This is a genomic window from uncultured Campylobacter sp., assembly GCF_905372745.1.
In the GTDB taxonomy this organism is placed as follows: Bacteria; Campylobacterota; Campylobacteria; order Campylobacterales; family Campylobacteraceae; genus Campylobacter_A.
Genome location: NZ_CAJPQR010000012.1, coordinates 1 through 25,029, shown reverse-complemented (window position 1 = coordinate 25,029; position 25,029 = coordinate 1). Strand labels below are relative to the sequence as shown.

Below are 25,029 nucleotides of genomic sequence, written 5' to 3'. Positions count from 1 at the left end.
GAGGCAGACGAATACAAAATGGCAAATTTGTTACGTTAAATTACGGAAATCAGTTTAATGTGGTCTCAAAGCAAAATCAGCTTTTTAGTTTAAACAAAATTAGCGCCCAATGGTCGAGCAACCGCCGAGTGCAAATTTGATGCAAGTCTCGCCGAAAGCAAGCTTAAATTTAAGCCCTAAATTTCCTCTCTTTTATAAATTTTACTCACAAATTTATCTATCTTATACACTGCACCAAAGAGCGCAGGCACCACTAGCAGCGTTAGCAGCGTCGAACTGATGAGCCCCGAGATCACCGAGATAGCCATAGGGGAGTTGCCCTCGTATCCGGCACCTCTGCTAAGCGCAAGCGGCAACATCGCAAATATCATCGCAAAAGTAGTCATCAGTATCGCTCGCAGCCTCTTGACGCCAGCGCGCACGATGGCTTCGTTTAGCGGCGCGCCCTCGTTTGCGTATCGGTTGGCGAAATCCACGACTAAAATCGCGTTTTTACCCACCATACCAAAAAGCAAGATCGCGCCGACCATGACGAATAGGCTAAATGAGTTGCCGCTAAGGTGCAGCCCGACCGCCACGCCGCCAAACGCCAGCGGCATAGAGATCATGATGATGATAGGTAGCACGAAGCTCTCGTAAAGCGCAGCCAGAATCATATAGATGAGCACGACGCTAAGGCTGATCGTAAAGACGAAGGCCGCGTTCGTGTCGTTCATCATCTCGATAAAGCCCGTCATCACGTAATCATAGCCTGCGGGCAAAATTTTACCGATATTTTCGTCGATGCCTTTTTGTACGGCGCCTAGCGGGACGTTATCGACGTTTGCGACGATCCTGATCTGACGCTGTTTGTTAAAGCGGTTTATCACGGAAAAGGTCTTGCTCGTCTTAAACTCGGCCACCGCGCTTAGGCTTATACTCTCGCCGTACGCATTTTTGATCTTTAGCTTTTGTAGCGCCTGCGCGTCCTTACGGTACTCGTCGTCAAACCTCAGTATCATATCGTACTGCGCGTCGCCGTTATCAAAGCTACCAAGCCTATTTTGCCCAAACGACGCGTATATCACCTGCGCGACCGCGCTAGGATCGATGTTTAGGCGCTTGGCTTTGTCTTTATTTACGCTGATTTGCAGCTCGTTTATCTTATCCTCGTTATCGCTGCCCACATCCGTCGTGCCCTCTATCGCGCGCACCATGGCGATGGCTTTTGGCAGGATTTCGTCTAGCTTTTCCAGGCTATCTCCCGTGATCGTTAGCTGTACCGGCTCGCTGTCGCTACCCGTATCGACGTATGGTATCTGCAGGACTTTGACGGAGAGGTCGTCAAATTTAAGCTTTTTTCTATACTCGTCCATTATCTGCGTTTGGCGCTCTTTTCGCGACTCAAAGCCTTTTAGGCGGACGTAAATTTTAGCCTTGTATGCGTCTTTTGAGTCCGTGTAGCCAGCGATCATATACGAGTACTCGACGCGTGGATCGCTATCTACCTCGCGCACGACCTCGCCGGCTCTAGCGCTCATAGCCTCGACCGAGATGCCGGGGTTTGCCTTTAAAAATATCTCAAACTGTCCCTCGTCCTCGACGGGCAAAAAGTCCATACCGACCTTGCCCGCTAGGCTCATACAAAGAGCTAGCACGCCGAAGGTAAGGATAACAAACGCGGTTTTAAACCTCAAAATAAGCTTCAAAAGCCGCTCGTAACCGCTCTCAAGCGCCTCAAATATAGGCTCCGTCACGCGGTAAAATTTACTCTCGCCCTCGCTCAAAAACCTCGCCGCCAGGCTAGGTATCAGCATAATGCAAACCAAAAATGACACCACGATACCGCCGCTCACGCTCATACCAAAGGAGTTAAAATACTGCCCGACAATTCCCTCCATAAAGGCAATCGGCACAAACACGCAAAGCAGCACCGCGCTAATGCTAAGCACGCTAAAGGCGATCTCGCGCACGCCCTCAAAGCTCGCTTTTAGCGGATTGCTCTCGCCCTCTTGCATCTTTTTGGAGATATTTTCCACGACCACGATCGCATCGTCGATAAATATACCGATACCAAGCGTGAGAGCCAGCAGCGTGAGGCGGTTTAAATCAAAGCCCAAAACATCGATGATAAAAAACGTCCCCACGATACTAGCAGGTATCGCAAGCGCGGCGATGATAGTCGCGCTAAAGCTTCGCAAAAAGAAAAAGACAATGACGACGGTGAGCGCGACGCCTAGCATCATGTCAAATTTGACCTGATTTATGTGCTTTAGGATGCTTTCGCTCTTTTCGTAAACCCGCTCTACTTCGTAGTTTTCGCCCAGTTTTGCGGCTAGTTCGCCGGTTTTAGCCTTGAGCGCGTCTATCGTCTCGATCGTGTTTGCGCCGCTTACTTTTATAGCGTCGAGCAGCACTCCGCGCTTGCCGTTATACATCGCCACGGCGTCGGTGTCGTGATGAGATAGCTCAATGTGCGCGACGTCTTTTAAAAACACGTCTTTTTGCAGGCGTATCTCCTCTAGCTCGCGCACGCTTTTAGCATCAAATTCGCTCTTTAAAAATATCTCAAACTCGCTGTTTTCGAGCTTGCCAAGCGGCGCTTTTAAATTTTGCGATTTGATTATATTTATGACCGAGGCCGCGGTTAGGGAGTATTTATCGAGCTTAAACGGATCAAGGTAAATTTTAATCTCAGGCTCCAAAAAGCCCTTGTCATCGACCTTGCCCACGCCTTTTACGCGCTGCAAAAACGGCTTTGCCTCGTCTTTGACCGCCTGCATAAGCGCGGTTAAATTTTCGTCCTTACGGCTAACGAAAAAGCTCGCCACCTTGCCGCTGTCGCTGTTGATTTTCTCTATCTCGGGCTGGGCGTCCAGCTTTGCCTTTGCGACCTTGTCGCGCACGTCGTTCGCGGCGACGTCGATGTTTTTCTTGAGATTAAACTCGACCAAAACGATGCTGAGGTTGTTAAATGTATATGACCTAATCTTTTTGATACCGTCTATCGTCGAGACCTCGTCCTCGATCTTTTTAGTGACCCTGCTCTCGATGAGGCTCATATCGCCCGGCGCATAGGTCGTGATCTTAACCAGCGGGATGACGACCTCGGGAAAGAGATTTACCGGCATCCTAAGAAGCGACATCGCCCCGAAAAATACGAGCGCGACGAAAAACATCAGCGTCGTAATCGGACGATTTATGGCTAGTTTATACATTTTGCGCCTTCGCTAAAACTGCCTTTTGCGTCAAATTTACCCGTTCGCCCTGCTCCGCAAAAAGCATTTGGCGTTTAGCGACTAGTAAAATTTGCGCCGCGTCAAATTCCGCGTTTAAATTTGTGCCGCTTTGTTTATGCGACAAATTTAACGCGCCCGCCAAATTTGCATTTTTCGCGGCGAACTCAAATTTAACGCCGCAATCCAAATTTGAGTTTAAATTTATCTCGCTTTTTGTTTGCGCCCTCAAATTTAAAAACCTAGCCGCGTCAAGGCTGACTTTTTTATCGTCAAATTTCGCGCCAGCAGCGGCATGACCGCCGCTTTTCAAGCCTTCAAATTTAAGCCCAAATGTTTTATTTTCGTCCTTGTTTTTAGGCTCGGCGGCATTTTTATCGCTCGTTGCATCCCCGTCTTGAGCGCTAGAGACGATATACCCCTCGCCAAAAAGCCCCGGCGTCAAATTTTGCGCCTGCACTTCGGCGTAAATTTTGCCGTTTTTCGTATCGATAGTCGGGTAGATGAGGCTGATCTCGCCGCGTCTTTCCTCGATTTGGCCGTCTAGTTTATAGATAAATTCGCTACCGATTTTCACGCGGTCTTTAAATTTCTCATCAAAGCTGAGCTTGAGCTTGACGTCCGGATAGGAAAAAATCGACATCAGCTTTTGCGCTACGCCGCCAACGCCCTCGCCGACCTCGATACTCTTGCCAGATATCGTCCCGTCAAAAGGCGCGAGTAGCCTCGTATCCTCGAGTCTTTTTTGCGCCAAATTTAGCGCCAGATGAGCTCTGTTTTCGGCTAGCGCGGCGTTTTTAAAATCAAACTCCGCATTTTCAAAAGCCTGCTTCGAGCTCACGCTTTGAACGAGCTTAAATTTATCCAGCACGCTTTTTGCGTGAGCTTTTGCCGTCTGCGCGCTTTCTAGGTCGTTTTGAGCGAGCCTTACGGCTAGCTTTTCGCTCTCGTTTTCAAGCTCGAGTAGCACGTCGCCGCGCTTTACCGCAGAGCCGATTTCTACGTTTACGCTCTTTACGATACCCACGGCCTTTAGCGCAAGATGTGCGTCTTTTGCGGCCGCGACGTCAAAGCTCGCGTAGATCCTATCCTGGGCACAAAGCGCAACCGCCGCGCTCAGTAAAAAAAGTAAAATTTTATTCATTTGCGCTCCGTTTTTTCGATATTTTCGGCGATCTTGCCGCCGCGTTCATACAGATACTCCGCCTTTTTGATCTCAAATTTACTCTTGCTTAGCTCCAGCGCGCTGCCTGCGCTAAAGCTCTGCGCGGTCGCGTTTAAAAACTCGACGTATCCAAGAAGCCCGGCTTCATACTTTTTACTAACGGCATTTAGCGAGGTTTGCGCCGAGTTTAGCGCGCTTTTGCCGGCGGCGATCTTTTGCTCGAGCGTCTTTAGATCGTTTTTGATATTCGTCAAATTTAGCTCGTTTTGCAATCGCTTTTGATCCAGATTTAACTTCGCTTGCAGCGCGCTAATGCGCTTTATCTCGCGCCGCTTTTTGTTTGCGCCAAAATCAAACGCCTTCCAGCTAAAGCCCAAAATCAGCTCGTTTGTATTTAAATTTGGCTTAAAAAAGTCGTCGAAATACGGCTCCAGCACGCTTCGATACTGCGCGGGCAGCAAGTTTCTATCGTAATGCGTGCGCATAAAGGTGTAGGTGTTTTTGATGAAAATTTGCGGGTTAGTCTCGGACGCGGTTATCTTTTCGTCCTCAAGAGCCGCGGCGAAATTTAGACTAAGCGCCTCAAGCTCGGGCTTTTCGCTTTTTTGCGGTGCGGAGTCGTCGTCTGCAAACGCGATCCTAGAGCCCGCCACAGGCTCGATATCTCTGCCCGTTAGCGCATAAATTTGATTTTTTATCTCATTTTGATTTTGCGAGATTTCGAGGCGTTCGGCGAGCGCCATGGCATATCTAGCGTTTACCGCTTCATACTCGCTCTCGTCGCTAAGCCCTGCGCGGTAGTACTTTTCCAGCCTATTTAGCGCGTTTTTTAGGTAGTTTATCTCGCCCTCTTTTGCCAGCGCGAGCTCACCCAGCGACAAAAAGCTAAAATAAAGCTTGGTCGCGTTAAACGCAAGCAGGTTTTGATACTCCTCGTTTTTTAAAATTTCAGCCGCGCTAAGGTGCGAAAGCGAGCTTAGCAGGGCTTCTCTTTTGCCGCCGTCATAAACGGCAAGCTCCAAAATCGCTCTTGCCGTGGCGGCTCTTTGCGGGCGCAGGACGTTTATGTCGCCGCTTAAAAAACTATATCCGCCGTCGATCGTGAGACTTGGCATATACGCACTCTTTACGGTCTCTTTTTGCAGCTGCGCTTTTTGCGGTTCGTAGTTTGAAATGTGAGCTAAATTTGAGCTCTGCGCGGCTAAAATCAGCTCGGGCAAATTCCCTTCAAATTTAACCTCCGAACCGCCTAAAAAAACGCAAAAACTCAAAAATATATAAATTTTTTTCATCTAACCCCTTCCATATTAGCTCTGGGCGGCGCGGGCTAAATTTGAGCAGGTTTGCCCGCCCTGGGCCTGGCGCCGTAGGTAAAATAAAATAAAAATTTAAGCGGCGCATGGAGCATTTTTAAGATTATAGCGATAAAAAACCTAATGAAAGCTTTTAACGAGGTTCATGACGAGCAAATTCCACCCGTCTACGAGTACGAAAATAAGCAGCTTAAACGGTAGCGAAATCATCGTCGGCGGCAGCATCATCATACCCATCGCCATAAGCACGGAGCTAACGACCATATCGATGACCAAAAACGGCAGATAGAGCAAAAAGGCTATCTCAAACGCCGTTTTCATCTCGCTGATCATAAACGCGCTCATCACGACCGTGAGCGGGATATCGTCAAAGCTTTGCGGGTTTGGCATATTTCTGATACGTAAAAACAGCGCCAAGTCCTTCTCGCGCGTATTTTTTATCATAAACTCGCGAAACGGCTTTACACCGCGCTCAAAGGCCTCTTGGTAGCCTATTTGTTCGCTTAGATATGGCTGCACGCCAGCTTCGTAGGCTTTCTTGCCTACAGGCTCCATGATAAAAAACGTAAGCACCATCGCAAGACTAATAAGCACCGTAGAGGGCGGCATCTGCTGCGTGCCCATCGCTTGACGCAAGAACGAAAAAACGATAATGAGCCGCAAAAAGCTGGTCATCATAAAAACCAGCGAAGGAGCTAGCGTGAGGACGGTAAGGACTAGTAGGACGTTTAGCGAGCTAGCTAGCTGGGTGGGCGTAGTAGGCGCGCTTAGGCTGAGATTTACGGTCGGGATCGTAACGTTATCCTCGCCGATCGCGACCGCCGCAAAGATAAAAAACAGCAAAAACGTCAGTTTTTTCAAATTTACTCCTGCGCGTCCAGTATGCTTTTTTGCGTTTTGGCTTTGTCGTCTAAATTTAACGAAACGAAGTGTATCTCGACCCTGCGGTTTTTCTCCCTGCCCTGCTCGGTAAAATTCGTCGCAAACGGCTCAAATTCGGCCTTTGCCGACGCTGTTAGCTTTTTAGGATCGACTCCGTCTTTGATTAGCTCGCTAACTACGCTGATAGCTCTAGCCGACGATAGCTGCCAGTTGTCTCTAAACTCGGTAGACGCGGGCTGCTCGCTGTCGGTATGTCCGATCACGTTTGCTACGACGTCGGGCGGTAGCTTGGCTATCACCATCGCGATACGTTTTAAAAATAGCAGCGCATCGTCGTTTTGCAGCTTGGCGCTATCTTTTGCAAAGAGTAAATTTGCCGGCAGTCTAATCACAAATCCGCTCTCGCTCTCCTCAAACGTGATTTCAGGCGAGCCGCTAGCATGCAAAAGCTCGTTGATAGAGCGCAGCGTCTGCTCGAAATTCGACTTCACGCCCGTGCGTTCTTTATTTGATGTGGCATGGTCGTCTTGATTTTGCTCGGAGCTCACGTCTGGCTTTGCTCCGCCCTCAAGTACGCCTAGCGCTCCGTTTAGCGAGCCGATCGCGGCCTCTAGCTTTTTCGCGTCCATCGTACTCATAGAAAGAAGCAGTACGAAAAAGCAAAGCAGAAGCGACATCAAGTCGCCAAACGCCGCGAGCCACTCGGGTAAGCATTTGGGGCAGTCACCCGGATCGATTAACTTTTTAGCCATTTTTTCTACTTATCAAACTGACTAACGCGGTCTTTAGGCGGCAAAAACGATAGCAGCTTCATTTCAAGCGTCCTAGGATTATCGCCGGCTTGGATCGCCATTATGCCCTCTAGCATTAGCACCTTTGCCGTACCTTCGTCCTTGTCGCGGATACTTAGGATGTTTGCCACGGGCGAGCCCAGGATGTTTCCTATCATCGCACCGTAAAGCGTAGTAATGAGCGCGACCGCCATCGACGGACCGATAGCCGAAGGATCGGACATGTTCATAAGCATCGCAACCAGGCCGATGAGCGTACCGATCATACCCATCGAGCCCGCAAAGCCCGCGATTTGCTCAAAAATTTTGATATTATCGCCATGCCTAGAGCTAGACTGCTCCATATCTATCTCAAGTAGCGATCTGATGGCGTCTGGCTCATTGCCGTCAACCGCCATAGATAAGCCTTTTTTTAGAAACGGGTCGGTTTCGTTATTTGCGTCGCTCTCAAGCGCCAAGATACCATCACGGCGAGCTTTAGTGGAGTACTCGACCATTTTTTTTACGATTTCGGGTAGATTATACGTTTTTGGTTTTGCGGCAATGCCATAAAACGTGCCTAGTTTTTTTATCTGCTCCATCTTAAAGCCGATCATCAGCGCGCAAATCGTGCCACCAAAAACGATCAAAACCGAGGGAATATCGATATAAGCTCCGATTCCGACGCCCATTTGCATCGAGCCTAGCAAAAGCACCATAACAACTATCCAACCGACGACGCTACCTAAATCCATCTTGAACTTTCCACCTATAAAATTTGGTTTGTATTTTAGTTTTTTTTAGTTGAAAAAACAGTTAAACTCAGGCTAGCTATTTGCAAAATACGTTCCAAACCGGCATAATTTTTTTTCAAAAACCGCATTTTGGTTTAAATTTCGATTTTTGCGCGCTTTGGGCGATAAAATTTATCCTAACGTTTAGGCGCGATTTTATATGTAAATTCAGCTGATACCGCTGGGTTAAATTTTTAAAAAGAAAGCAAAATTTAAGGCGGCAAATCTACCGCCTTTACTAGAGTTAAATTTGATCGAATTTAAGGTAAAATTTTAAGTATTAAGGCGCAAAGCTAGGCTAAGCTTAGCTAAGCTCTTTTTGGCTTAAACGCCCTTTTTGCCGTCATATAAAAACCGCTAAATATAAAAAGCGCCATCAAAAGCGAAACCGCCGACCACAAAATTTTACCCGCAATCCCGAAAAAGTATCCCGTATGTAGCTGATAGTTCGTGCTCTTTACCATGCCTACGGTTATGCCCTCTGTCTGCTTTTGCTCCGCCATCTTGCTATCTTTTACATTCACGGTCGCCATTTTCGGACGAGCGGTGCTAGGCGCGTCGGGTTCGTAGTATCTGACGTTTATCTTATCTCCGGCCGCGAGCATCAGGCTAAATTCTTTATACTCTATGCCGCTTGATTTAAATATCTCGTAAGCCCTCTGCACATCGCTAAATTTATACTCGGCGCTCTTTTTTCCCTCTGTTTTTGCGGGTGCGCCCTCTTTGCGCTCGGCCTCTTTAGGCAAATTTTGCGCGCTAACGAAAAGCTCAGTCACCGCGCCGTTATACCAGCGGTACGACCACATGAGCCCCGTTAAACAGATGACGAGATAAATCACCGCGCTTAAGGCGCCTAAACTCGTGTGCAGGTTGTGAAAAAGGGCATATTTTTTGAGTTTAAAATTCGGCTTTATCGCCTCGGCAAATTTGCGTTTTATCCTTGGAAAATGCAACCAAACGCCGCTTATCACGAGCACTATCATCGCGACCGTACTAGCACCTACGATCTGCTTACCGACCTCGCCAGCGGTTTTGTTACCAGTTAGCGCAAAGCCTAAATTTCGGTGCAGAGACATTACCGTGCGCACGAATGCGACTCCGTAGTCCTTGCCGATGATCTGCGCGGTGTACGGATCGACCAGATAGGCATCGCTGTTGCTAGCATAAATTTTGATTGCTTCGTTTTCATTTTTCGGCAGCACAAGCCTTGCGGGCTGTTTAACGCCCGTTTGCTCGCTAAAGCTTTGCAAGATTTTCTCCGTGCTTAGCATTTCGCCGGTTTTTTCGACCTTGACGGAGTTTAAATTTATAAGCTCCTCAAGCTCGTGCTGATACGACAAAATCGCGCCAGTAACGCCGATAACGAGTAGCGGAACGGCAAAAATAATCGATAAAATCAGGTGGATATTAAACAAAAACTGATTTCTTCTTAAAGCCTTTTTTAAAAATGAAAGCAAGTTATATCCTTTAAATTTGATTTTGATTATATTCAAAGGCCGTGATTATATTAGTTAATGCTTAAGAAATTGTTAAGTCCAAAAAGCATTAATCGCGCATTTAGCAAATTTGAGATAAAATCGCTCAAATTTAAACAAGGAAAAAAGATGAGCGATATCGGCGTAGTGGTGCTTGCCGCGGGGCTTGGCACAAGGATGAAATCAACCAAACCAAAGGTGCTTTTCGAGCTTTGCGGAGAGCCGATGATTATCCATATTTTGCGCAAGGCTTATGAGATCAGTAGCGACGTGAGCGTGGTTTTGAGCTATCAAAAAGAGCTAGTGGAAGCTAAAATCAAAGAAATTTTCCCTCAAACTAAAATTTACGAACAAAATTTAAAAGAGTTCCCGGGCACTGCGGGCGCGCTAAAAAACATACCGTTAAATAGCGAAAAAACGCTGATTTTGTGCGGAGATATGCCGCTTATCAAAACAAACGACCTAATCCGCCTAAGCGCGGGAAACTCAGACGTTGCGCTAAGCGTTTTTGAGGCGGCAGACCCCTACGGCTACGGCCGCGTGATCATAAATAACGGCAAAGTAGAGGCCATCGTCGAGCAAAAAGACGCAACCGAGACGCAAAAAATGATAAAAAGCGCAAACGCCGGCTGCTACTGCTTTAAAAGCGAAGTTTTACGCGAGATTTTGCCTCTCATCGGCAACGAAAACTCGCAGAAAGAATTTTACCTAACCGACGCGATAAAAATCGCAAACGAGCGCGGTCTAAAGTGCTGGGCTATCAGTGTAGAAGAGCAAAATTTCATGGGTATAAACGATAAATTTCAGCTAAGTATCGCCCAAAATTTGATGCAGGACGAAATCAAGAAAAATTTGATGAAAAGCGGCGTGCTAATGCGGCTACCAAATAGCATTTACATCGACTCTAGAGCAAAATTTGAAGGCGAATGCGTCATCGAAGAAAACGTAAGCGTCATCGGCGAATGCGTCATCAAAAACTCCGTCATCAAAAGCGGCTCGGTCGTAGAAAACTCCGTCGTCGAGGACTCGGACGTCGGCCCTCTAGCGCACCTGCGCCCAAAATGCGAAATCAAAAACACTCACATCGGAAATTTCGTCGAGCTAAAAGCAGCCAGGCTAAACGGCGTCAAGGCGGGCCACCTAAGCTATCTGGGCGACTGCGAGATAGGCCCTGGCTCAAACGTAGGCTGCGGCACGATCACGTGCAACTACGACGGCAAAGCCAAGCATAAAACGATTATCGGCAAAAACGTCTTTATCGGCTCGGACACGCAGCTCATAGCTCCCGTAAAAGTCGGCGACGACGTGTTAATCGCCGCAGGAAGCACCGTAACTAGCGACGTACCAAGCGGCGCGCTAGCCATCAGCCGCACGAAACAGGTAAATAAAGAAGGCTTTTTTTATAAATTTTTTAACGATACGAAAAGCGACTAAAATGCTAAAAAATAAAAAAATTTTGCTCGCGGTTTGCGGCAGTATCGCGTTTTATAAGGCTTATGAAATTTTATCCGCGCTAAAAAAAGAGGGTGCGGACGTGCGCGTTATGCTTAGCGAAGGGGCTCTTAAATTTTGCTCTGAAGCCGGCTTTGAAGCGCTGTGCGATCATAAAATTTTAACCTCGCGCACGGAGAGTTGGCAGGATGGGCTAAATCACATCGCCTACGCCAAAACCGATCTCATCCTCATCGCGCCCGCGAGCGTAAATACGATAAACAAGCTTGCAAGCGGCATTTGCGATAACGTCTTTATGCAGACTCTGATCGCTAGCCCGGCTCCCCTACTCATTGCGCCCGCAGCCAACGACAAAATGATAAATCACTTCTCTACGCGCAAAAATTTCGAGTTTCTAGCCGCAAACGGCGCGAGATTTATCGAACCGGTAGAAAAAACACTAGCATGCGGAGACACGGGCAAAGGCGCGCTGGCAGACGTATCTACGATCATCTACGAAACCAAAAGGATGCTCGCTGAGCCCAAATTTAAAGGACAAAAGGTGGTCGTAACGGGCGGCGCTACGAGCGAAAAAATCGACGACGTAAGAGCCGTGACGAATCTATCTAGCGGCAAGATGGCAAAAGCGCTTGCCGATGCGTTTTACTACGCGGGTGCGGACGTGACGCTGATAGCTAGCTTTGAGACGGCGAACGCGCCCTATAAAACGCTCAAATTTCAAAGCTCGGAGGAGCTAAAAGAGCTGCTACGCGCAAATTTGACGGACGCAAATTTACTCGCGATGGCGGCTGCGGTTAGCGATTACGCTCCAAAAACCAAATTTGAAGGCAAGCTAAAAAAGCAAAATTTAGGCGAAATTTGGACGCTGGAGCTAGTGCAAAACGATGACGTTTTGGGCTCTTTGAAAGACTTTAAAAACGTCAAAAAAATCGGCTTTAAAATGGAAATGGACGGCGCAAACGCCATGCAAAACGCAAAAAATATGCTTGAGAAAAAAAGCCTTGACGCCGTTTGTCTAAATGTGCTGGGCGGCGATATAAATTTCGGCTCTGATAGCACGCAAATAACCTTTATCACGCGCCATGACGCGCAAAATATCGCGCTAACATCTAAAGAGGACGCGGCGCGCCAAATCGTAAATTTAGCAACCAAGCTATGATAAATCCCGTCTCACGAGTGCAAAAAATCGCAAGCGGCGGCGCGGGCACGGCTCTAAACGCGAGCCTGCCCATCAGTATCAAAGTCGCCGAAAAGACGGGCTACAATCGCTACAATCTAAAAATGGGCAACAAAATCCTAAGCACGAAAAGCATGAAAAGCCTCGATGTGGACGGCGAATACTGGGGCGAGATCGCAAGCGGCACTGAAAATATCGTGATAAGAAATCTCTTTAAAAAGCCGAATTTAGCCTACGCCGCGCCTGAGGGACTCGCGCTGATAGAAAGGCTGATAAGCGAGCCCGATCTAAACTGGTTTTATGAATATATATTTAACAGTCTTAGCGCGGCAGACTCGCGAGAAACGTTTGAAAATCTAGCTCAAATGCTGCTTGCACTACAAAAAAATATCATTAATATTTCGTTTGTTTATAACGGCGCAAAAGGCGTTTTCCAGATGAAATTTGACGGCGCCCGCACGAGTCAAATTTACCTTATTTTTTCAAATTTCGCTCCGATTATTTTTACGCTAAAAGGCGCCAGGATAATCAGCGCCCAAACGCCGTTTGAAAAGGTCGCTAGGCTTTTGCGAAATGAATTTGACTGCGAAACGCAAACGACTCAAAACATCGCCGCTTTCTTTGATCCAAGCGGCAAAATAATTGATTTTAAGGGCTAAAATGAACGAGCTAAATCACCTCGCGATCATCATGGACGGCAACGGCAGATGGGCCAAAAGCCGCGGTTTGCTACGCACCAAAGGGCACGAAACGGGCGCAAACGTCGTGGAACAGATGTGCGAGTTTTGCATTGACGAGGGCGTGGCGATGCTGAGCCTTTATGCATTTAGCACCGAAAACTGGAAGCGCCCAAAGAGCGAAGTAGCGTTTTTGATGGAGCTTTTACATAAATTTCTAGTCTCAAAACGCGATAGTTTTATCAAAAACGGTATCAAATTTAACGTCATCGGCGACGAAAGTCCGCTAAGCGACAAGCTAAAAAACGAGATAGCTGATATCAAAAACGCAACCGCGCAAAATTCTAGACTAAAGCTAAATTTGGCGCTAAACTACGGTGCTAAAGATGAAATTTTAAGAGCTTTTAAAAGATTTTGCGAGAAAAACGGCGGCGAATTTGACTCCGAAAAATTAGCTTTAAATTTGAGCGAAGATAGTTTGCAGGAGTGCCTCGATGAGCCCGCGCCCATCGACCTTCTCGTGCGCACGGGCGGCGAGCAGAGACTGTCAAATTTTATGCTTTGGCAGGCTAGCTACGCCGAGTTTGCCTTTACGCCCACGCTTTGGCCTGATTTTACGCGCGAGGAGCTAGCCTTGATAACGGCTAAGTTTAAGAAAAAAGACAGAAGGTTCGGCGGACTTTAAAATTTGGAGATTTTAGCTACCGCCGTCTTTTAAATTTACGTCTTTTTATTTTACCCGCTCGCAAAAAAGGCTTTTAAATTTTACGAGCCAAAAGGCTTGCCGCAACGCCGTTTTGCATAAGTTTTTAACCCAAATCTTTAAATTTAAAATCATTCAAGGCAATATTTCGCTAAAATCGCCTTTAAATTTTTGCATTTTATATTTTTGCGGCGCAAAAGACGAGGCAAATTTTAGATCAAATTAACGCGACAAATCAGCAATTTTACGCAAAGATTATCTTTTAAAACGTCGCGGCTTGGTTTAAAAAGCTCAGTTTTGGCGCAAGCTCGCAAAAACGGAATAAATTTAAATAGGAGAGTTATGATTTTTGCCGTTTTATTTTTTATTTTAGGCGCCGCAGTCGGCAGCTTTAGCAACGTCTTAATCTACCGTATGCCGCGCGGCGAGAGTATAAATTTCCCCGCCTCGCACTGCCAAAGCTGTAAAACCCCGCTAAAGCCGTATCACAACATACCGATTTTCGCGTGGCTGTTTTTGCGCGGCAAATGCGCGTTTTGCGGCGAAAAAATCAGCTTTCAGTATCCGCTCATTGAGCTTGCTAGCGCCCTGCTTTGCGTGCTTGCGTATTTTTTCGAAACGCGCGGGCTAGAGATGTTTGCAGACGGCTTTTACGCCGCGATTTTTAAGGCGGCGATGCTTGGTATCTGTTTTATCTTGCTGCTAGCGCTTAGCCTCATTGATTTTCGCTACAAAGCCGTTCCCGATCCGCTGCTTTTTGCTAGCGTCGCATTTTCGCTGCTTTACGGTTTTAATCTCCCCGCCTCTTTTGACTCGGAAGGGCTTTTGCAAGCCTTTGATTCGTTTATAAACGCCGCGATTTTTATGTTTGCCTTTTGGCTACTTCGCGCGCTCGTTAGCCTAGCTCTTAAGCGCGAAGCCATGGGTTCTGCAGATATTTTTATCGCGGGCGTTATGGGTGCGATTTTAGGTATCAAGCTCGGCCTCATGGCGATCTACGTCTCGGCGCTACTGACGCTGCCTGCATACGTTATCGTGCAAAAGCGCGGATACGAGCTGCCTTTCGTGCCGTTTCTAAGCCTTGCTACGCTTATCGTTTATGCATTTAAGGATCAGTTTTTTTTACTCATGAGGCTCATTTATGGATAGGACGGCGCGCTATCTCTTATCAAACTTTCTAGGCACGTTCGCATCGCTATTTGCGACGCTTTTTCTCATCATGTCGATCGTGTTTTTTATCCAGATCGCGCGCATCACCTCCTATATCGAGATTACCTTTATAGAGCTTTTTAAACTTTATATGTTTATGTTGCCTAGAGTGCTGCTTTTTACCGTGCCGATCGCGTTTTTTGCATCTCTTGCGCTTGTTTTTTTCAGGCTTTCTCGCGAAAACGAGAGTATCGTGCTTTTTACGCTCGGATATTCGCCCGTTAGGATCGCTAAATTTTTCCTCATCGTTAGCGGCGCGGTCTCAATCTTTCTCATCGTTACCGCGGTAGTGCTGATCCCCACGGCTGCGGAGCTAAACTCAAATTTCGTCTCGTACAAAAAAACCGTCGCCAAGCTAAATTTAAAAACAACCGAATTCGGGCAAAAATTCTCCGACTGGATGGTCTTCATCCAAGACGAAAAGAGCGACGAAAACGGCACTCTTTACGAGGGCGTGACGCTTTATTCGCCAAAAGAGGGCGCGCATAGGTTCGTTCTAGCCAAAAACGCTCGCCTAACCAATAGCAATGCCACGCTTGAGCTTACGCTAGCTGAAGGTAAAATTTACGATATCGGCGATACCTCGTGGCATAAAACGGACTTTGGCACGATGAAAATCCGCACCGTCCAAGAGGATAGCGTCGCGCAGACGAAGTCGTTTGTGCAGTATTGGCAAATGATGAGCGAGGATAAAAAGCGCGCTAAAGACTTTGCTACCTACGTTCTCATCGCGCTTTTCCCGCTAGCTACGACGCTTTTTGCTTTGAGTCTGGGCATCGTGACCTACCGCTACGAAAAGGGCTTTGTGTATTTTGGGATATTTGGCGTGCTATTTGGCTATTTTACCCTTATTATGCTCTTTAGTTCGCGAGTTTTTATCGCGATTGCGGCGATATTTTCGCTATTTTTTATCGCCTCGATTTTTAGCTTTAGGGCTAAAATTTTAAAAAGATACTAAGTGCGCCTTAAGCTTGTTTTTAGCTACGACGGGTCTAAATTTCAAGGCTCGCAGACTCAGCCGCACGAAAACGGCGTAGAGGACGCTCTGGGCGCGGCTCTAGCGCATGTGGGCATTTTTAGCAAAATAATCTCAAGCTCGCGTACCGATAAGGGCGTGCATGCAAACAACCAAGTAGCCTGCGTCGAGTGCGGCGAGCATTTTAGCGACTTTGCGCGTCTAAAAGCTCTCATCAATCGCCACGCCCACCCCGCCGTTCACGTTAAATTTATTAGCCGCGTGCAGGACTGCTTTCACCCGCGCTACGACGCTACGGCCAGAGCCTACCGCTACGTCATAAATCACGGCGAGTTTTCGCCTTTTTTGGCGCCCTACGAGACTTTTTTGCCGAGATTTGACCTAAATTTAGCAAACGAGCTGCTTGCGCTTTTTGTCGGCGAGTATGATTTTAGCGCGTTTATGAAGCTTGGCAGCGACGTCAAAAGCCCCGAACGGCGAATCAAAAAAGCGTTTTGTTACGCGCGCGGCGAGCGGTCGATCATCGTTTTTAAAGCAAACGGCTTTTTACGCGCCCAGGTTCGCCTCATGGTCGCTAGCGTTTTAAAAGCACTCGAGCTTGTAAAAAACGGCAAATTTAAAGAGACGGACGCGCTAGAGTTTAAATTTGAATGCACGTGGAAGGCAAAACCGGGCGGCAAGGCAAATTTAAACCAAAACAGCCGCGATGATGTCTTAATAACAAACAGCGAAAGCGCAAATTTGGCCGCCGAGCAAGCGATTTGTGTCATCTCGAAATTTGATACCAAAAACTCAAATTTAAACAAAGCCGCAAGCATAGATACCGAAAAAAATCGCGCAAAAATCGGCAATAAAAACTCAAGCGATTGCCGCGATGCAAATTTTCTCAAAGCAAAAGAGCTTTTACGCCGAGCTATCTACGAGCAAAAGCCGCTCACTCGTATCCCTGCACCGCCAAACGGCCTTTATCTAAACCGAGTTTTTTACGAATGAAAAGTCCAAAAATCGAAGAAGCTATCGTCGCCGTAACGCAGAAGTAAAATGAGTATAAACAAAAGCTGATTAAGCGCTATGCTTTGCTTTTTGTAATCGTCTTATTTTTTGTTTCTCCTGCTTTACCTTACGGCAGAGATTTTGCCGCATGGGTCATAGCTGCAAACGGCTGGGGCAAGTATGCGATACTTACGATATTTTTGCTTTGGGCGATCACAGCTGTCTATGCCGTAAATGAATACATTAGATTCTTATCTAGATTTAGGCTAATGACCCAATACGAATACTTGATGTTTTACAAAAATACATTCGTAAAAGCCGTCATAGAAGGACTTGGCGCCGATTTAACATATGAGTCTAAAAGCAACATCGGCATAAATGCTCTAAACAAGGCGCAAATTTACTCCCTAGCCGCCAAAAGCTACGGCGAGGACGCGATAAAAGGTTGTCTTGGTAGTATGAAATTTACCGTCTGCGAGGTGGTAAGCCCTGAGCGAGAAATTAGCGGCAGCGGATATTTCGCTCAGGCGGTCTCGCTAGCCCTTTATATTTACGAAAAGATTACGAATTTTAGCGGCACGGTGGTGATTTGCGAGCTTGGCAATAGCTTTAAAACCCAAACCGTCATCATAGATAAAAAAGTAACCAATCTTAAAATACCGCTGCAAAAAATAGGGCTTTGCGGTGCCTGGCTTAACGATTTTAATATTTTTACGGACGATGAAACAAAGGCGCGCTATCTTTTAAGCCCCGGTTTTATGCAACGCCTACGTGAGGTTAAGCAGGGTTTTGACAGCGCCGTATCGCTAAGCGCGGCATTTATGGACGATAAATTTTATCTCTTTTTAAACGGCGCGAAAGACCGTTTTGAGAGTTCGCTCTTTGACCCGCCGCCAAGCCTTTCTGATGCACAAGCCATAAAAGACGAGATATTGCGGCTATTACGCGTCATAGACGAGTTAAATTTGAGCCTTGACGTTTATAAATAATTTTGCTTGGACGGTAAATTTTGCCGATTACGAGCTTAAAATTTGAGCGTAAATTCGCTCAGAAATTTAAATATAGCGCGAATTAAACGCGCAAAACTTCGCAACGCCGCACAAAGTCGGTCACTCATAGCAGGCGCATATTTTCAAATTTAACGGCACTAATCTAAAATAAATACAGCCGGCGCTTTCCCGTAAATTTGAGGCGAATTTACAAAATATCCCTCTGCCCTTTTGCGTTTACCGGGCTTAGCACGCCCATTTGCTCCATTTGTTCGATGATCGTAGCTGCGCGGTTGTAGCCGATTTTTAGGCGTCTTTGAAGGTAGCTGATAGAGGTTTTTTGCTCGCTTAGCACGATCTCTTTGGCCTCTTCGTAGAGCTCGTCTAACTCTCCCGCGATCGCAGTACCACCGCCGCCTGCGCCGCCGCTAGCGCCATCCTCGGCTAGAAATCTCTCGTCGTAGACCACCTCTTGCTGTGCTTTTAGGAAATTTACGATAGTGTCGATCTCTTTTTCGCTAGCAAAGGGCGCGTGAAGCCTGATGACGCCGGGGCTTCCGGGAGGCGTAAATAGCATATCGCCGCGTCCTAGCAGACTCTCTGCGCCCATTTGATCTAGGATCACCTTGCTGTCGATGCGCTGACCGACGCGGTAGCTGATGCGGCTAGGTAAATTTGCCTTGATTAGCCCCGTCACGACGTCCACGCTGGGGCGCTGGGTAGCGACGATGAGATGTATGCCGCTAGCCCTGGCCATCTGCGCTAGACGCCCGATATATAGCTCCACGTCCTTGCCGCTAGTCATCATCAGATCGGCTAGCTCGTCGATGATAACGACGATGTAGGGAAACTGCTCGCCACCTTCTTCTTTCATCTTTTCGTTATAGCTTTCTATGTTTTTGGTGCGCGTGTGGCTCATGATTTTATAGCGGCGCTCCATCTCGGCAACCATGTTTGATAGCGCGGTGATGGCCTGCTTAGCCTGCGTGATGACGGGCGTTAGCAGATGCGGGATGTCGTTGTAGATGCTAAACTCAAGCATCTTTGGATCTATCATCATCAGGCGCAGCGTCTGCGGACTGTTGCGATATAGCAAGCTTAGTAGCATCGCGTTTATGCCTACGCTCTTACCCGAGCCCGTCGTTCCCGCGATTAACAGGTGGGGTAGCTTTTTTAGATCGGTGATAAAGGGCGCGCCGACGATATCCTTGCCTAGCGCGATGGTTAGCGGACTGCTCGAGTTTTTAAAAACCTCGCTATCTAAAATTTCTTTTAGATAGATGGTTTCGATATTTTGGTTGGGCACCTCGATACCCACGACGTCTTTGCCGGGGATCGGAGCTTGGATGCGGATAGTCTGCGCGCGCAGAGCCATAGCTAGATCGTCTTGCAGGGTTAAAATTTTACTAACCTTGATATGCGGCGCGGGGCGAAACTCAAACGTCGTGACGATCGGCCCCGTATAGGTGCGTACGACGTCGCCGTCTATTTTAAATTTACGCAGTTTATCGAGTAGATCGGAGATCTTTTGATCGATCTCGGCTTCGTTTACGCTGTTTGAGCGCCTCGGCGGGTCGGCTAAAAATTTAAGCGGCGGCAACGCAAAATCCTTGGGTTTTTCGACCTTGCCTTTTTCGATTTGTTCAAGCAGTTTTTTGTTTTCGGCGACTTCGTTTAGTATCTCGACGCCGTTTATAGTGACCGCCCCCGTTTCGTTAGTTTCTAAATTTAACTCGCCTTCATCTGATTCATCTGGTTCGTCGTTACCGAAATCTTGTGCTTCATCTTCTAAATTTTCACTATTTTCACTATTTTCATCGCCTAAATTTGCCTCGTTCGTTGCTTTTTGCTTCTTGATTCGTTTAGGCTTTTTTTGCGATTTAGGCTTAAGCTCGCTCGCGTTTTCAAATTTATATTCGTTGGCGCTAGGTTCTACAAAGGCCTTTTTTAGGATAGCTAGGATGTTATCTTGCGCGATGAGACCGAAGCTCAGCACGAAAAGCATCACGATAAAGACCCACATGCCTATCACGCCGATAACGTCTTTTAGCGCCTCGTTTGCGCTATTTGCGACTAGTCCGCCGTAAATAGCGTTTGAGCCTGATTGAAACATCAAAAACGCCAAAAAAAGCAGCGCCGCTCCGAGCGCGGTTTGGGCGAATTTTGCGTCAAAGCCGTCAAAATATTTGTAAATATAATATGCAAAAAATATAAAAACAAACGGATAAACGTAAGCTATAAAGCCAAAAAGCTTGAAATTCCAAAGCCCGATTGCGTTGCCGAAGCTCCCGACGAAATTTGCCGCAGGCGCAATGGTAGCGATCCCAAAAAATATCAAAAAACAAACGACTACGACTAAAACCGATTCTCTTAAAATGGCGCGTCCTTTAAATTCTGTAAATTTAAATTTGCGGGAGGATGAATCACGGAGCCGAATTTATCAAATTTGACCCCATTTTTGCTCCACCCGCTTTGATAACGAAACTTTAATAAAACGGTAGATTATAGCGAGTTTTTACATATAGTTTAATAACGAAAGCTGGTTTATCTTAGCCACGGACTGCAACATCGCCTGATAAGACATCATTTTTTGCATTAGATTCATATAGGTCTCGACGTGGTCTGCGTTTGTGATATCGGCCTTGACGGTTTTTACGTTTACCTCCATGACGCTAGCCTGCGTGTTGGTCTGTATTAGGGTATTTGTTTGATTTCCAACTTTAGTGCGGATTTTGTTTACGTGATCGGCGATATGATCCAGCCTCTCGATCGCGCCTTGGATACCGGAGTTACGCGGATGCTCGCCCTGGCTATCGGCGCGGTACTGACCGCTCCTAACGGCCTCTATCATCCTATCTAAATCCGCAAAAATATCCACACTCGGGCTATCTATCTCAACGCCGTTGTTTGCAGAAAAGCTCCACAGCGAACCCTTGCCCTGGGATGTAGCCGGCGTAGCTCCGGTGCTGTCTCCGGCAAATTTATCGGCATTTACCTCATCGTATATGCCTACTTTTATCGGAGTGACTGCGTTTTGCTTATCGGTTACTTTTATGCGGCCGCGGTGATCCATATTTGCTTCGACGCTACCTTGCGAATTTACGATAGCTTGTTTGTAGGCGACATAATCAGCCGGGGCGCTACCGCCGGCTCCTGCAGGGACGCTATCGCTAGCGACCATACCGATTATGTCGTTTAGCTGTCTAAAGGTCATATTTTTTGACTGCGTATCTCTACCCTCGGTAGTCGGAGGGTTTGTAGTGTCGTTATAAAAACTATCCCAAACCTTCGTCGTATACGTAGTTCCGTCCGGCCTGGTGATCTTGACCGTAGCGTCGCCTGAAGCCGTCGGAGGAGAGCCTGCGCCGAATTTTACGTCTACTTTATAGTTTCCGCCGCTTCTGGATTTTATCTGCATTTTTAGAGTTTGGTCGTTTATATTGTATTTATCTCGCTCGCCGTCGTATAAATTTTTAGCTCCGACGACTTGGCTTAGAGTCGTGTTATCATCGGCGAATTTACCGCTGCCGCGCTCTACTTGCGATACGGTGCCTACTAGATTTCTGCCCTCTTGCTTTAAATTTATCTTATCGTAGTCGTAGGCGTTCGTGACGGCACCGCCTAGGTCTTCGTATTTGCTTTTTACAAATTCCGTGATTTCATAGTTGTTAGGGTTTGCGCGCACCATAGCTTCAAGCGAGTTTGTGCCGCTAGTTAGGCTATCGACCGAGTCAAACTCGCCTGAGGCGGCGCTAATGTTAGCGGCTGTTAGATCTTCTGCCTTATTTAGTTTTTTCGTCGCCGCTATCATATGAAAATCAATAACTTGATTGCCCTTGCTTAGATCTTTTACATTGATTTGGCCTTGGTTGTTTATCGTTACTTCGACGACTTTATTGGTCGGAGTGTTGCCGTATTCGGTGCCGATTTTTTCTAGTAGGTCGTTTATCGAAGCGTCCGACGTCATCTTAAATTTACTCGTAAAGCTCGTGCCGTTTGGCTTTTTACCCTGCAAGAAAAACGTCGTATCCTGAAACTGCCTAACGCCGGTTCCGGTAAAATCTTGATTGGTTAGTGTTTTTTCGTCTTTTACGTATTTAAAGCCGATCAGGTCGCGCATTTTGTGTTCGCTATCGATGTAAACGGTCTTGTTTCTATCATCTAAATTTTGCGCTTTTAGCATCGTGTTGGAGGTAACTTTTTTATTATAATCGCCATCCTTGCCCAAAAACAGCTCCTGCCCGTTTTGGTTGTAAGTCAAATTTACCTGGGCTCCGCCTACCGTTTTCATCGCCTGCGCATTGCCGTAGTATTCATTTGTTTCGCCGTTTATAGGCTTTGTATTTATCGCGCTTCCGGAAAATAAAAACTGTCCGTTGATCGAGGTGTTTGCGATATTTACCAAATGATTTTTGATACCCTGAAGGTCGTTTGCGATGGCTTCGCGCGATGTTTTGGAGTGGATTTCATTGGCTCCTTGAACCAGCTTTGTTTTAAAAGCCTCAAGCTGCTGCTTAAATTCGCCCAAAGCCTTGTCGGTATTTTTTGAAAAGTGCTGCGCTTTCGACGTCGCCGTTTGCACTTGCTCAAGTGTCGCAACCTCGTAATCAAGCCTCATGCCGTCGTTATAGACGCTGCTGTCCTCGAAAGAATTTTGGATTTTTAGACCGCTTGAAATTTGCGTGTTTAGCTTGTGTAGCGCTTTCATATTTGTCTGATAGTCGTAGTTATTCGTAAATTTCATCAACTGATTCGTCATTCTCATCGCATTTTCCTTAAATTTAATCAAACTCTTGCAAGCAAATAAAGTTCCACTCGCTATATCGTCAAATTTCGAAATTTATTTAGTTTTAGATATGATTTTGCCAAATTTAAGGAGCATAAATGAAAATACTCTTTTCGCCTAGCGAAGCCAAAACCGCCGTGAGCTCAAACAAATTTATAGATAGCGGCGACTTTATTTTTCCGAATTTATACGAAAAGCGGTGCGAAATTTTAAAAATTTACGATGATTTTTTACAAAAGGCTACCGTTGAAAAAATCTCAAAACTTTTTGGCGTGAAAAATTTGACCGACGAGCCGAGCTTGCGCGAAAGCATCTTTAAAAAAGGTGCAATAAAAGCCGTCTTGCGCTATGACGGAGTAGCCTACAAGCACCTTGATTACCGCAGCCTTGATAGCGCGGCGCAGGAGTTTATAGATAAAAATACGCTGATTTTTTCAAATTTATTCGGCCCGGTACTTGCCGCAGACGCCCTGCCCGAATACAAGCTAAAGCAAGGCGAGCGCATAGATGGGTTAAATTTGGAGGAGTTTTATAGGCAAAATTTTAGCGGCGAGATAGATGGGTGGCTAGGAGATGACGATATTTTAGACCTTAGGGCTGAGTTTTACGAGAAATTTTACCGCATACGAAAACCGTTTGCGACCTTTAAATTTCTAAAAAACGGTAAAGTCGTCAGCCACTATGCCAAAGCTTACCGCGGAATAGTCTTGAGGCAGGTTGCGCAAAAAGGAGTGAAAAATTTTGACGAGCTTTGTAAAATGGACATAGAAAATTTGCGCCTCATAGACGTTAAAAAAACGGGACCAAAAAGCGAGTTTTTGGTGCAAATCGTCTAAAATTCGTCGTTTTTTGCCGAATTTACGTAAAAATCGTTAAATTTTCGGCTAAAAACTATTGTATTTTTTAGAAAAACGTTGTAAAATGCGCGCATACCACTTCATTATTAAGGATTATTCCATGAAAAAAGCTGATTTCATTCAAGCTGTCGCCGATAAGGCCGGTCTTTCTAAAAAAGATTCTCTAAAGGCGGTTGATGCTGCGCTAGAAACCATTGAAGAGGTTCTTAAAAATGGCGATAGTATTAGCTTCATAGGCTTTGGTACGTTCGGTACTGCAGAAAGAGCCGCCAGAAAAGCTAGAGTGCCTGGAACGGATAGAACCATAGATGTTCCTGCAAGCAAAGCGGTTAAATTTAAGGTCGGCAAAAAACTAAAAGAAGCCGTCGTAGCAGGCGCAGGCAAAAAAACTAAAAAGAAATAATTTCTTGTTTATGGAAGCTTAAATTTGAGCTTCCATATTTTTTAATCTCTTTTTTATATCTTTCAAGGTAAAATCTCAACTTTCTTAGCCCGAGTGGTGAAACTGGTAGACGCGCCAGACTCAAAATCTGGTAAGGGCAACCTTGTGTCGGTTCGAGTCCGACCTCGGGCACCATCGATTATATCGTTATTCTCAAGCTTTTATAAAAATATAAAAAATATAAAATTTTACTCAAGGGTACACATTGGGGTACACATTTTTTTGTAATTTTAAAACCTATGATATATAATTTGCAAATTTATATAGTGTATAACGCCTATTTTATAAGGATTACTAATGCAAAATAATGAAGTATTTTACGATAGATTACCAGTTGATGACGTATATTGTAAACATTCATATAGTGCTCCGTGCGAAGACATAATATGTAATGGGTATAAATTGGTGTTAGACCAAACAATTACAACTCGTATTTACAATCTTCCGTATCCACGGCAGCAGAACGAGCAAGGCTTTTGGTGTTATAGTAATATTTTATGGGATTTGTTTATGCGAGGGAGCATATTTTGGTTAGATAAAGCTGGCAAAATATGCCATATGAGAAATAACGAGATTAAAATTGTCGACAGGAAAAATTTATCACAATTATTAGAAACTATACTAAGACGACCTGTATATGTTTTTCAAAATTTTGCAGAGTATAGTAAAAAATACAGGAAAGAAAGTGAGCAATATTACAGAAAACAACAAGATATAAACAACAAGGTTGAGAATTTAAAAAAAAAGCATAGAATGCAGGTTGAAAATTTGCAAACACACTATTATTATATACAGCAGCAACAATATGCAACTTTACCTATGCATATGCACACCAATGTAGATAATACCCTTAAATCCGATCTGTGGATAGATGGAAACAATCTAAAAATACAACAAGATATCGAAAAGCAAAATCTTATGATGATTGAAAATTCATTTTTGCCAGAACAACCAATAAATAATCCAAATAATATTTTCTTTATATCTGATTTGCTTATGTTGCAAGATGATGTTTTTGATGTTTATGCTTTAAATGGTTTTATTGTTGTAAATAATAATATAGCATATAGAAATATGTGTATATTGTCGCCGCATATGATTAGTTCCAAAAGAGATGAAATTAAGAGTTCTGTTATAGTTCAATATTTATATTA

20 protein-coding genes and 1 tRNA gene are annotated in these 25,029 nt (G+C 45.7%); 12 read left to right on the top strand and 9 right to left on the bottom strand.

Annotated features, from left to right (window positions below):
* Positions 1-176 precede the first annotated feature (176 nt).
* The 7 genes from QZ157_RS05010 to QZ157_RS04980 all read right to left on the bottom strand — a co-directional run bounded on the left by QZ157_RS05010 (position 177) and on the right by QZ157_RS04980 (position 9,596).
* Positions 177-3,197 (bottom strand): efflux RND transporter permease subunit, encoded by a 3,021-nt coding sequence (locus QZ157_RS05010; protein ID WP_295142650.1) that lies wholly within the window; start codon positions 3,195-3,197, stop codon positions 177-179.
* On the bottom strand, positions 3,190-4,359 hold the full coding sequence (locus QZ157_RS05005) for an efflux RND transporter periplasmic adaptor subunit (protein WP_295142648.1): 1,170 nt from the start codon (positions 4,357-4,359) through the stop codon (positions 3,190-3,192). The genes QZ157_RS05010 and QZ157_RS05005 overlap by 8 nt, the downstream gene beginning before the upstream one ends.
* Entirely contained in the window at positions 4,356-5,672 is a 1,317-nt protein-coding gene (locus tag QZ157_RS05000; protein WP_295142646.1) for a TolC family protein, read from the bottom strand. The genes QZ157_RS05005 and QZ157_RS05000 overlap by 4 nt, the downstream gene beginning before the upstream one ends.
* Before the next feature lie 141 nt (positions 5,673-5,813).
* The gene (fliP, locus tag QZ157_RS04995; protein ID WP_295142643.1) at positions 5,814-6,554 is read right to left on the bottom strand and encodes a flagellar type III secretion system pore protein FliP; all 741 of its coding nucleotides are present in this window, start codon (positions 6,552-6,554) and stop codon (positions 5,814-5,816) included.
* Positions 6,555-6,556: 2 nt separating this feature from the next.
* Positions 6,557-7,327: a flagellar motor protein MotB gene (locus QZ157_RS04990; protein WP_295142641.1), complete on the bottom strand. Its 771-nt coding sequence runs from the start codon at positions 7,325-7,327 to the stop codon at positions 6,557-6,559.
* A gap of 5 nt (positions 7,328-7,332) precedes the next feature.
* On the bottom strand, positions 7,333-8,100 hold the full coding sequence (locus tag QZ157_RS04985) for a motility protein A (RefSeq protein ID WP_295142638.1): 768 nt from the start codon (positions 8,098-8,100) through the stop codon (positions 7,333-7,335).
* A 347-nt stretch (positions 8,101-8,447) separates the two neighbouring features.
* Positions 8,448-9,596, bottom strand: a complete 1,149-nt coding sequence (locus tag QZ157_RS04980) for a PepSY-associated TM helix domain-containing protein (RefSeq protein WP_295142635.1) — start codon at positions 9,594-9,596, stop codon at positions 8,448-8,450.
* A gap of 147 nt (positions 9,597-9,743) precedes the next feature.
* Between QZ157_RS04980 and glmU the strand changes: the two genes are divergently transcribed.
* The 8 genes from glmU (at position 9,744) to QZ157_RS04940 (ending at position 17,790) form a co-directional block, all read left to right on the top strand.
* Entirely contained in the window at positions 9,744-11,048 is a 1,305-nt protein-coding gene (gene glmU, locus QZ157_RS04975; RefSeq protein ID WP_122874468.1) for a bifunctional UDP-N-acetylglucosamine diphosphorylase/glucosamine-1-phosphate N-acetyltransferase GlmU, read from the top strand.
* A 1-nt stretch (position 11,049) separates the two neighbouring features.
* Positions 11,050-12,225 carry a bifunctional phosphopantothenoylcysteine decarboxylase/phosphopantothenate--cysteine ligase CoaBC gene (coaBC, locus tag QZ157_RS04970; protein ID WP_295142631.1) on the top strand — a complete coding sequence of 392 codons (1,176 nt, stop codon included), beginning with the start codon at positions 11,050-11,052 and terminating at the stop codon, positions 12,223-12,225.
* Positions 12,222-12,902: a hypothetical protein gene (locus tag QZ157_RS04965; protein ID WP_295142628.1), complete on the top strand. Its 681-nt coding sequence runs from the start codon at positions 12,222-12,224 to the stop codon at positions 12,900-12,902. Before coaBC ends, QZ157_RS04965 begins: the two co-directional genes overlap by 4 nt.
* Position 12,903: 1 nt before the next feature.
* Positions 12,904-13,605, top strand: coding sequence for a polyprenyl diphosphate synthase (uppS, locus tag QZ157_RS04960; RefSeq protein WP_295142625.1), 702 nt, complete (start codon positions 12,904-12,906; stop codon positions 13,603-13,605).
* Positions 13,606-13,965: 360 nt separating this feature from the next.
* Positions 13,966-14,772 (top strand): A24 family peptidase, encoded by an 807-nt coding sequence (locus tag QZ157_RS04955; protein ID WP_295142622.1) that lies wholly within the window; start codon positions 13,966-13,968, stop codon positions 14,770-14,772.
* Positions 14,765-15,790: an LptF/LptG family permease gene (locus tag QZ157_RS04950; protein WP_295142619.1), complete on the top strand. Its 1,026-nt coding sequence runs from the start codon at positions 14,765-14,767 to the stop codon at positions 15,788-15,790. The genes QZ157_RS04955 and QZ157_RS04950 overlap by 8 nt, the downstream gene beginning before the upstream one ends.
* Positions 15,791-16,801: a tRNA pseudouridine(38-40) synthase TruA gene (truA, locus tag QZ157_RS04945; RefSeq protein ID WP_295142617.1), complete on the top strand. Its 1,011-nt coding sequence runs from the start codon at positions 15,791-15,793 to the stop codon at positions 16,799-16,801.
* 83 nt (positions 16,802-16,884) lie between these two features.
* Positions 16,885-17,790 carry a DUF3137 domain-containing protein gene (locus QZ157_RS04940; protein WP_295142614.1) on the top strand — a complete coding sequence of 302 codons (906 nt, stop codon included), beginning with the start codon at positions 16,885-16,887 and terminating at the stop codon, positions 17,788-17,790.
* 208 nt (positions 17,791-17,998) lie between these two features.
* Here the strand turns inward: QZ157_RS04940 and QZ157_RS04935 are convergent, their stop codons facing one another.
* Positions 17,999-20,128, bottom strand: a complete 2,130-nt coding sequence (locus QZ157_RS04935) for a DNA translocase FtsK (RefSeq protein WP_295142611.1) — start codon at positions 20,126-20,128, stop codon at positions 17,999-18,001.
* 177 nt (positions 20,129-20,305) lie between these two features.
* Entirely contained in the window at positions 20,306-22,555 is a 2,250-nt protein-coding gene (locus tag QZ157_RS04930; RefSeq protein ID WP_295142609.1) for a flagellin, read from the bottom strand.
* 119 nt (positions 22,556-22,674) lie between these two features.
* On the opposite strand from QZ157_RS04930, the gene QZ157_RS04925 reads away from it, so the two are divergent.
* The 4 genes from QZ157_RS04925 to QZ157_RS04910 form a co-directional block, all read left to right on the top strand.
* Positions 22,675-23,412, top strand: coding sequence for a YaaA family protein (locus QZ157_RS04925; RefSeq protein ID WP_295142606.1), 738 nt, complete (start codon positions 22,675-22,677; stop codon positions 23,410-23,412).
* Between the two features lie 121 nt (positions 23,413-23,533).
* On the top strand, positions 23,534-23,836 hold the full coding sequence (locus QZ157_RS04920; protein WP_295142603.1) for an HU family DNA-binding protein: 303 nt from the start codon (positions 23,534-23,536) through the stop codon (positions 23,834-23,836).
* A gap of 87 nt (positions 23,837-23,923) precedes the next feature.
* Positions 23,924-24,010: transfer RNA gene (locus QZ157_RS04915), tRNA-Leu, on the top strand.
* Positions 24,011-24,172: 162 nt separating this feature from the next.
* Positions 24,173-25,029 (top strand): hypothetical protein (locus tag QZ157_RS04910; protein WP_295142600.1); only part of this gene is annotated, 857 nt, incomplete at its 3' end.

What these genes read in the sequence shown, in the direction of transcription:
- QZ157_RS05010 (WP_295142650.1), bottom strand. Translation starts at nt 3,197, where the DNA reads ATGTATAAACTAGCCATAAATCGTCCGATTACGACGCTGATGTTTTTC.
- QZ157_RS05005 (WP_295142648.1), bottom strand. Translation starts at nt 4,359, where the DNA reads ATGAATAAAATTTTACTTTTTTTACTGAGCGCGGCGGTTGCGCTTTGT.
- QZ157_RS05000 (WP_295142646.1), bottom strand. Translation starts at nt 5,672, where the DNA reads ATGAAAAAAATTTATATATTTTTGAGTTTTTGCGTTTTTTTAGGCGGT.
- QZ157_RS04990 (WP_295142641.1), bottom strand. Translation starts at nt 7,327, where the DNA reads ATGGCTAAAAAGTTAATCGATCCGGGTGACTGCCCCAAATGCTTACCC.
- QZ157_RS04985 (WP_295142638.1), bottom strand. Translation starts at nt 8,100, where the DNA reads ATGGATTTAGGTAGCGTCGTCGGTTGGATAGTTGTTATGGTGCTTTTG.
- glmU (WP_122874468.1), top strand. Translation starts at nt 9,744, where the DNA reads ATGAGCGATATCGGCGTAGTGGTGCTTGCCGCGGGGCTTGGCACAAGG.
- coaBC (WP_295142631.1), top strand. Translation starts at nt 11,050, where the DNA reads ATGCTAAAAAATAAAAAAATTTTGCTCGCGGTTTGCGGCAGTATCGCG.
- QZ157_RS04965 (WP_295142628.1), top strand. Translation starts at nt 12,222, where the DNA reads ATGATAAATCCCGTCTCACGAGTGCAAAAAATCGCAAGCGGCGGCGCG.
- uppS (WP_295142625.1), top strand. Translation starts at nt 12,904, where the DNA reads ATGAACGAGCTAAATCACCTCGCGATCATCATGGACGGCAACGGCAGA.
- QZ157_RS04955 (WP_295142622.1), top strand. Translation starts at nt 13,966, where the DNA reads ATGATTTTTGCCGTTTTATTTTTTATTTTAGGCGCCGCAGTCGGCAGC.
- QZ157_RS04950 (WP_295142619.1), top strand. Translation starts at nt 14,765, where the DNA reads ATGGATAGGACGGCGCGCTATCTCTTATCAAACTTTCTAGGCACGTTC.
- QZ157_RS04930 (WP_295142609.1), bottom strand. Translation starts at nt 22,555, where the DNA reads ATGAGAATGACGAATCAGTTGATGAAATTTACGAATAACTACGACTAT.
- QZ157_RS04925 (WP_295142606.1), top strand. Translation starts at nt 22,675, where the DNA reads ATGAAAATACTCTTTTCGCCTAGCGAAGCCAAAACCGCCGTGAGCTCA.
- QZ157_RS04920 (WP_295142603.1), top strand. Translation starts at nt 23,534, where the DNA reads ATGAAAAAAGCTGATTTCATTCAAGCTGTCGCCGATAAGGCCGGTCTT.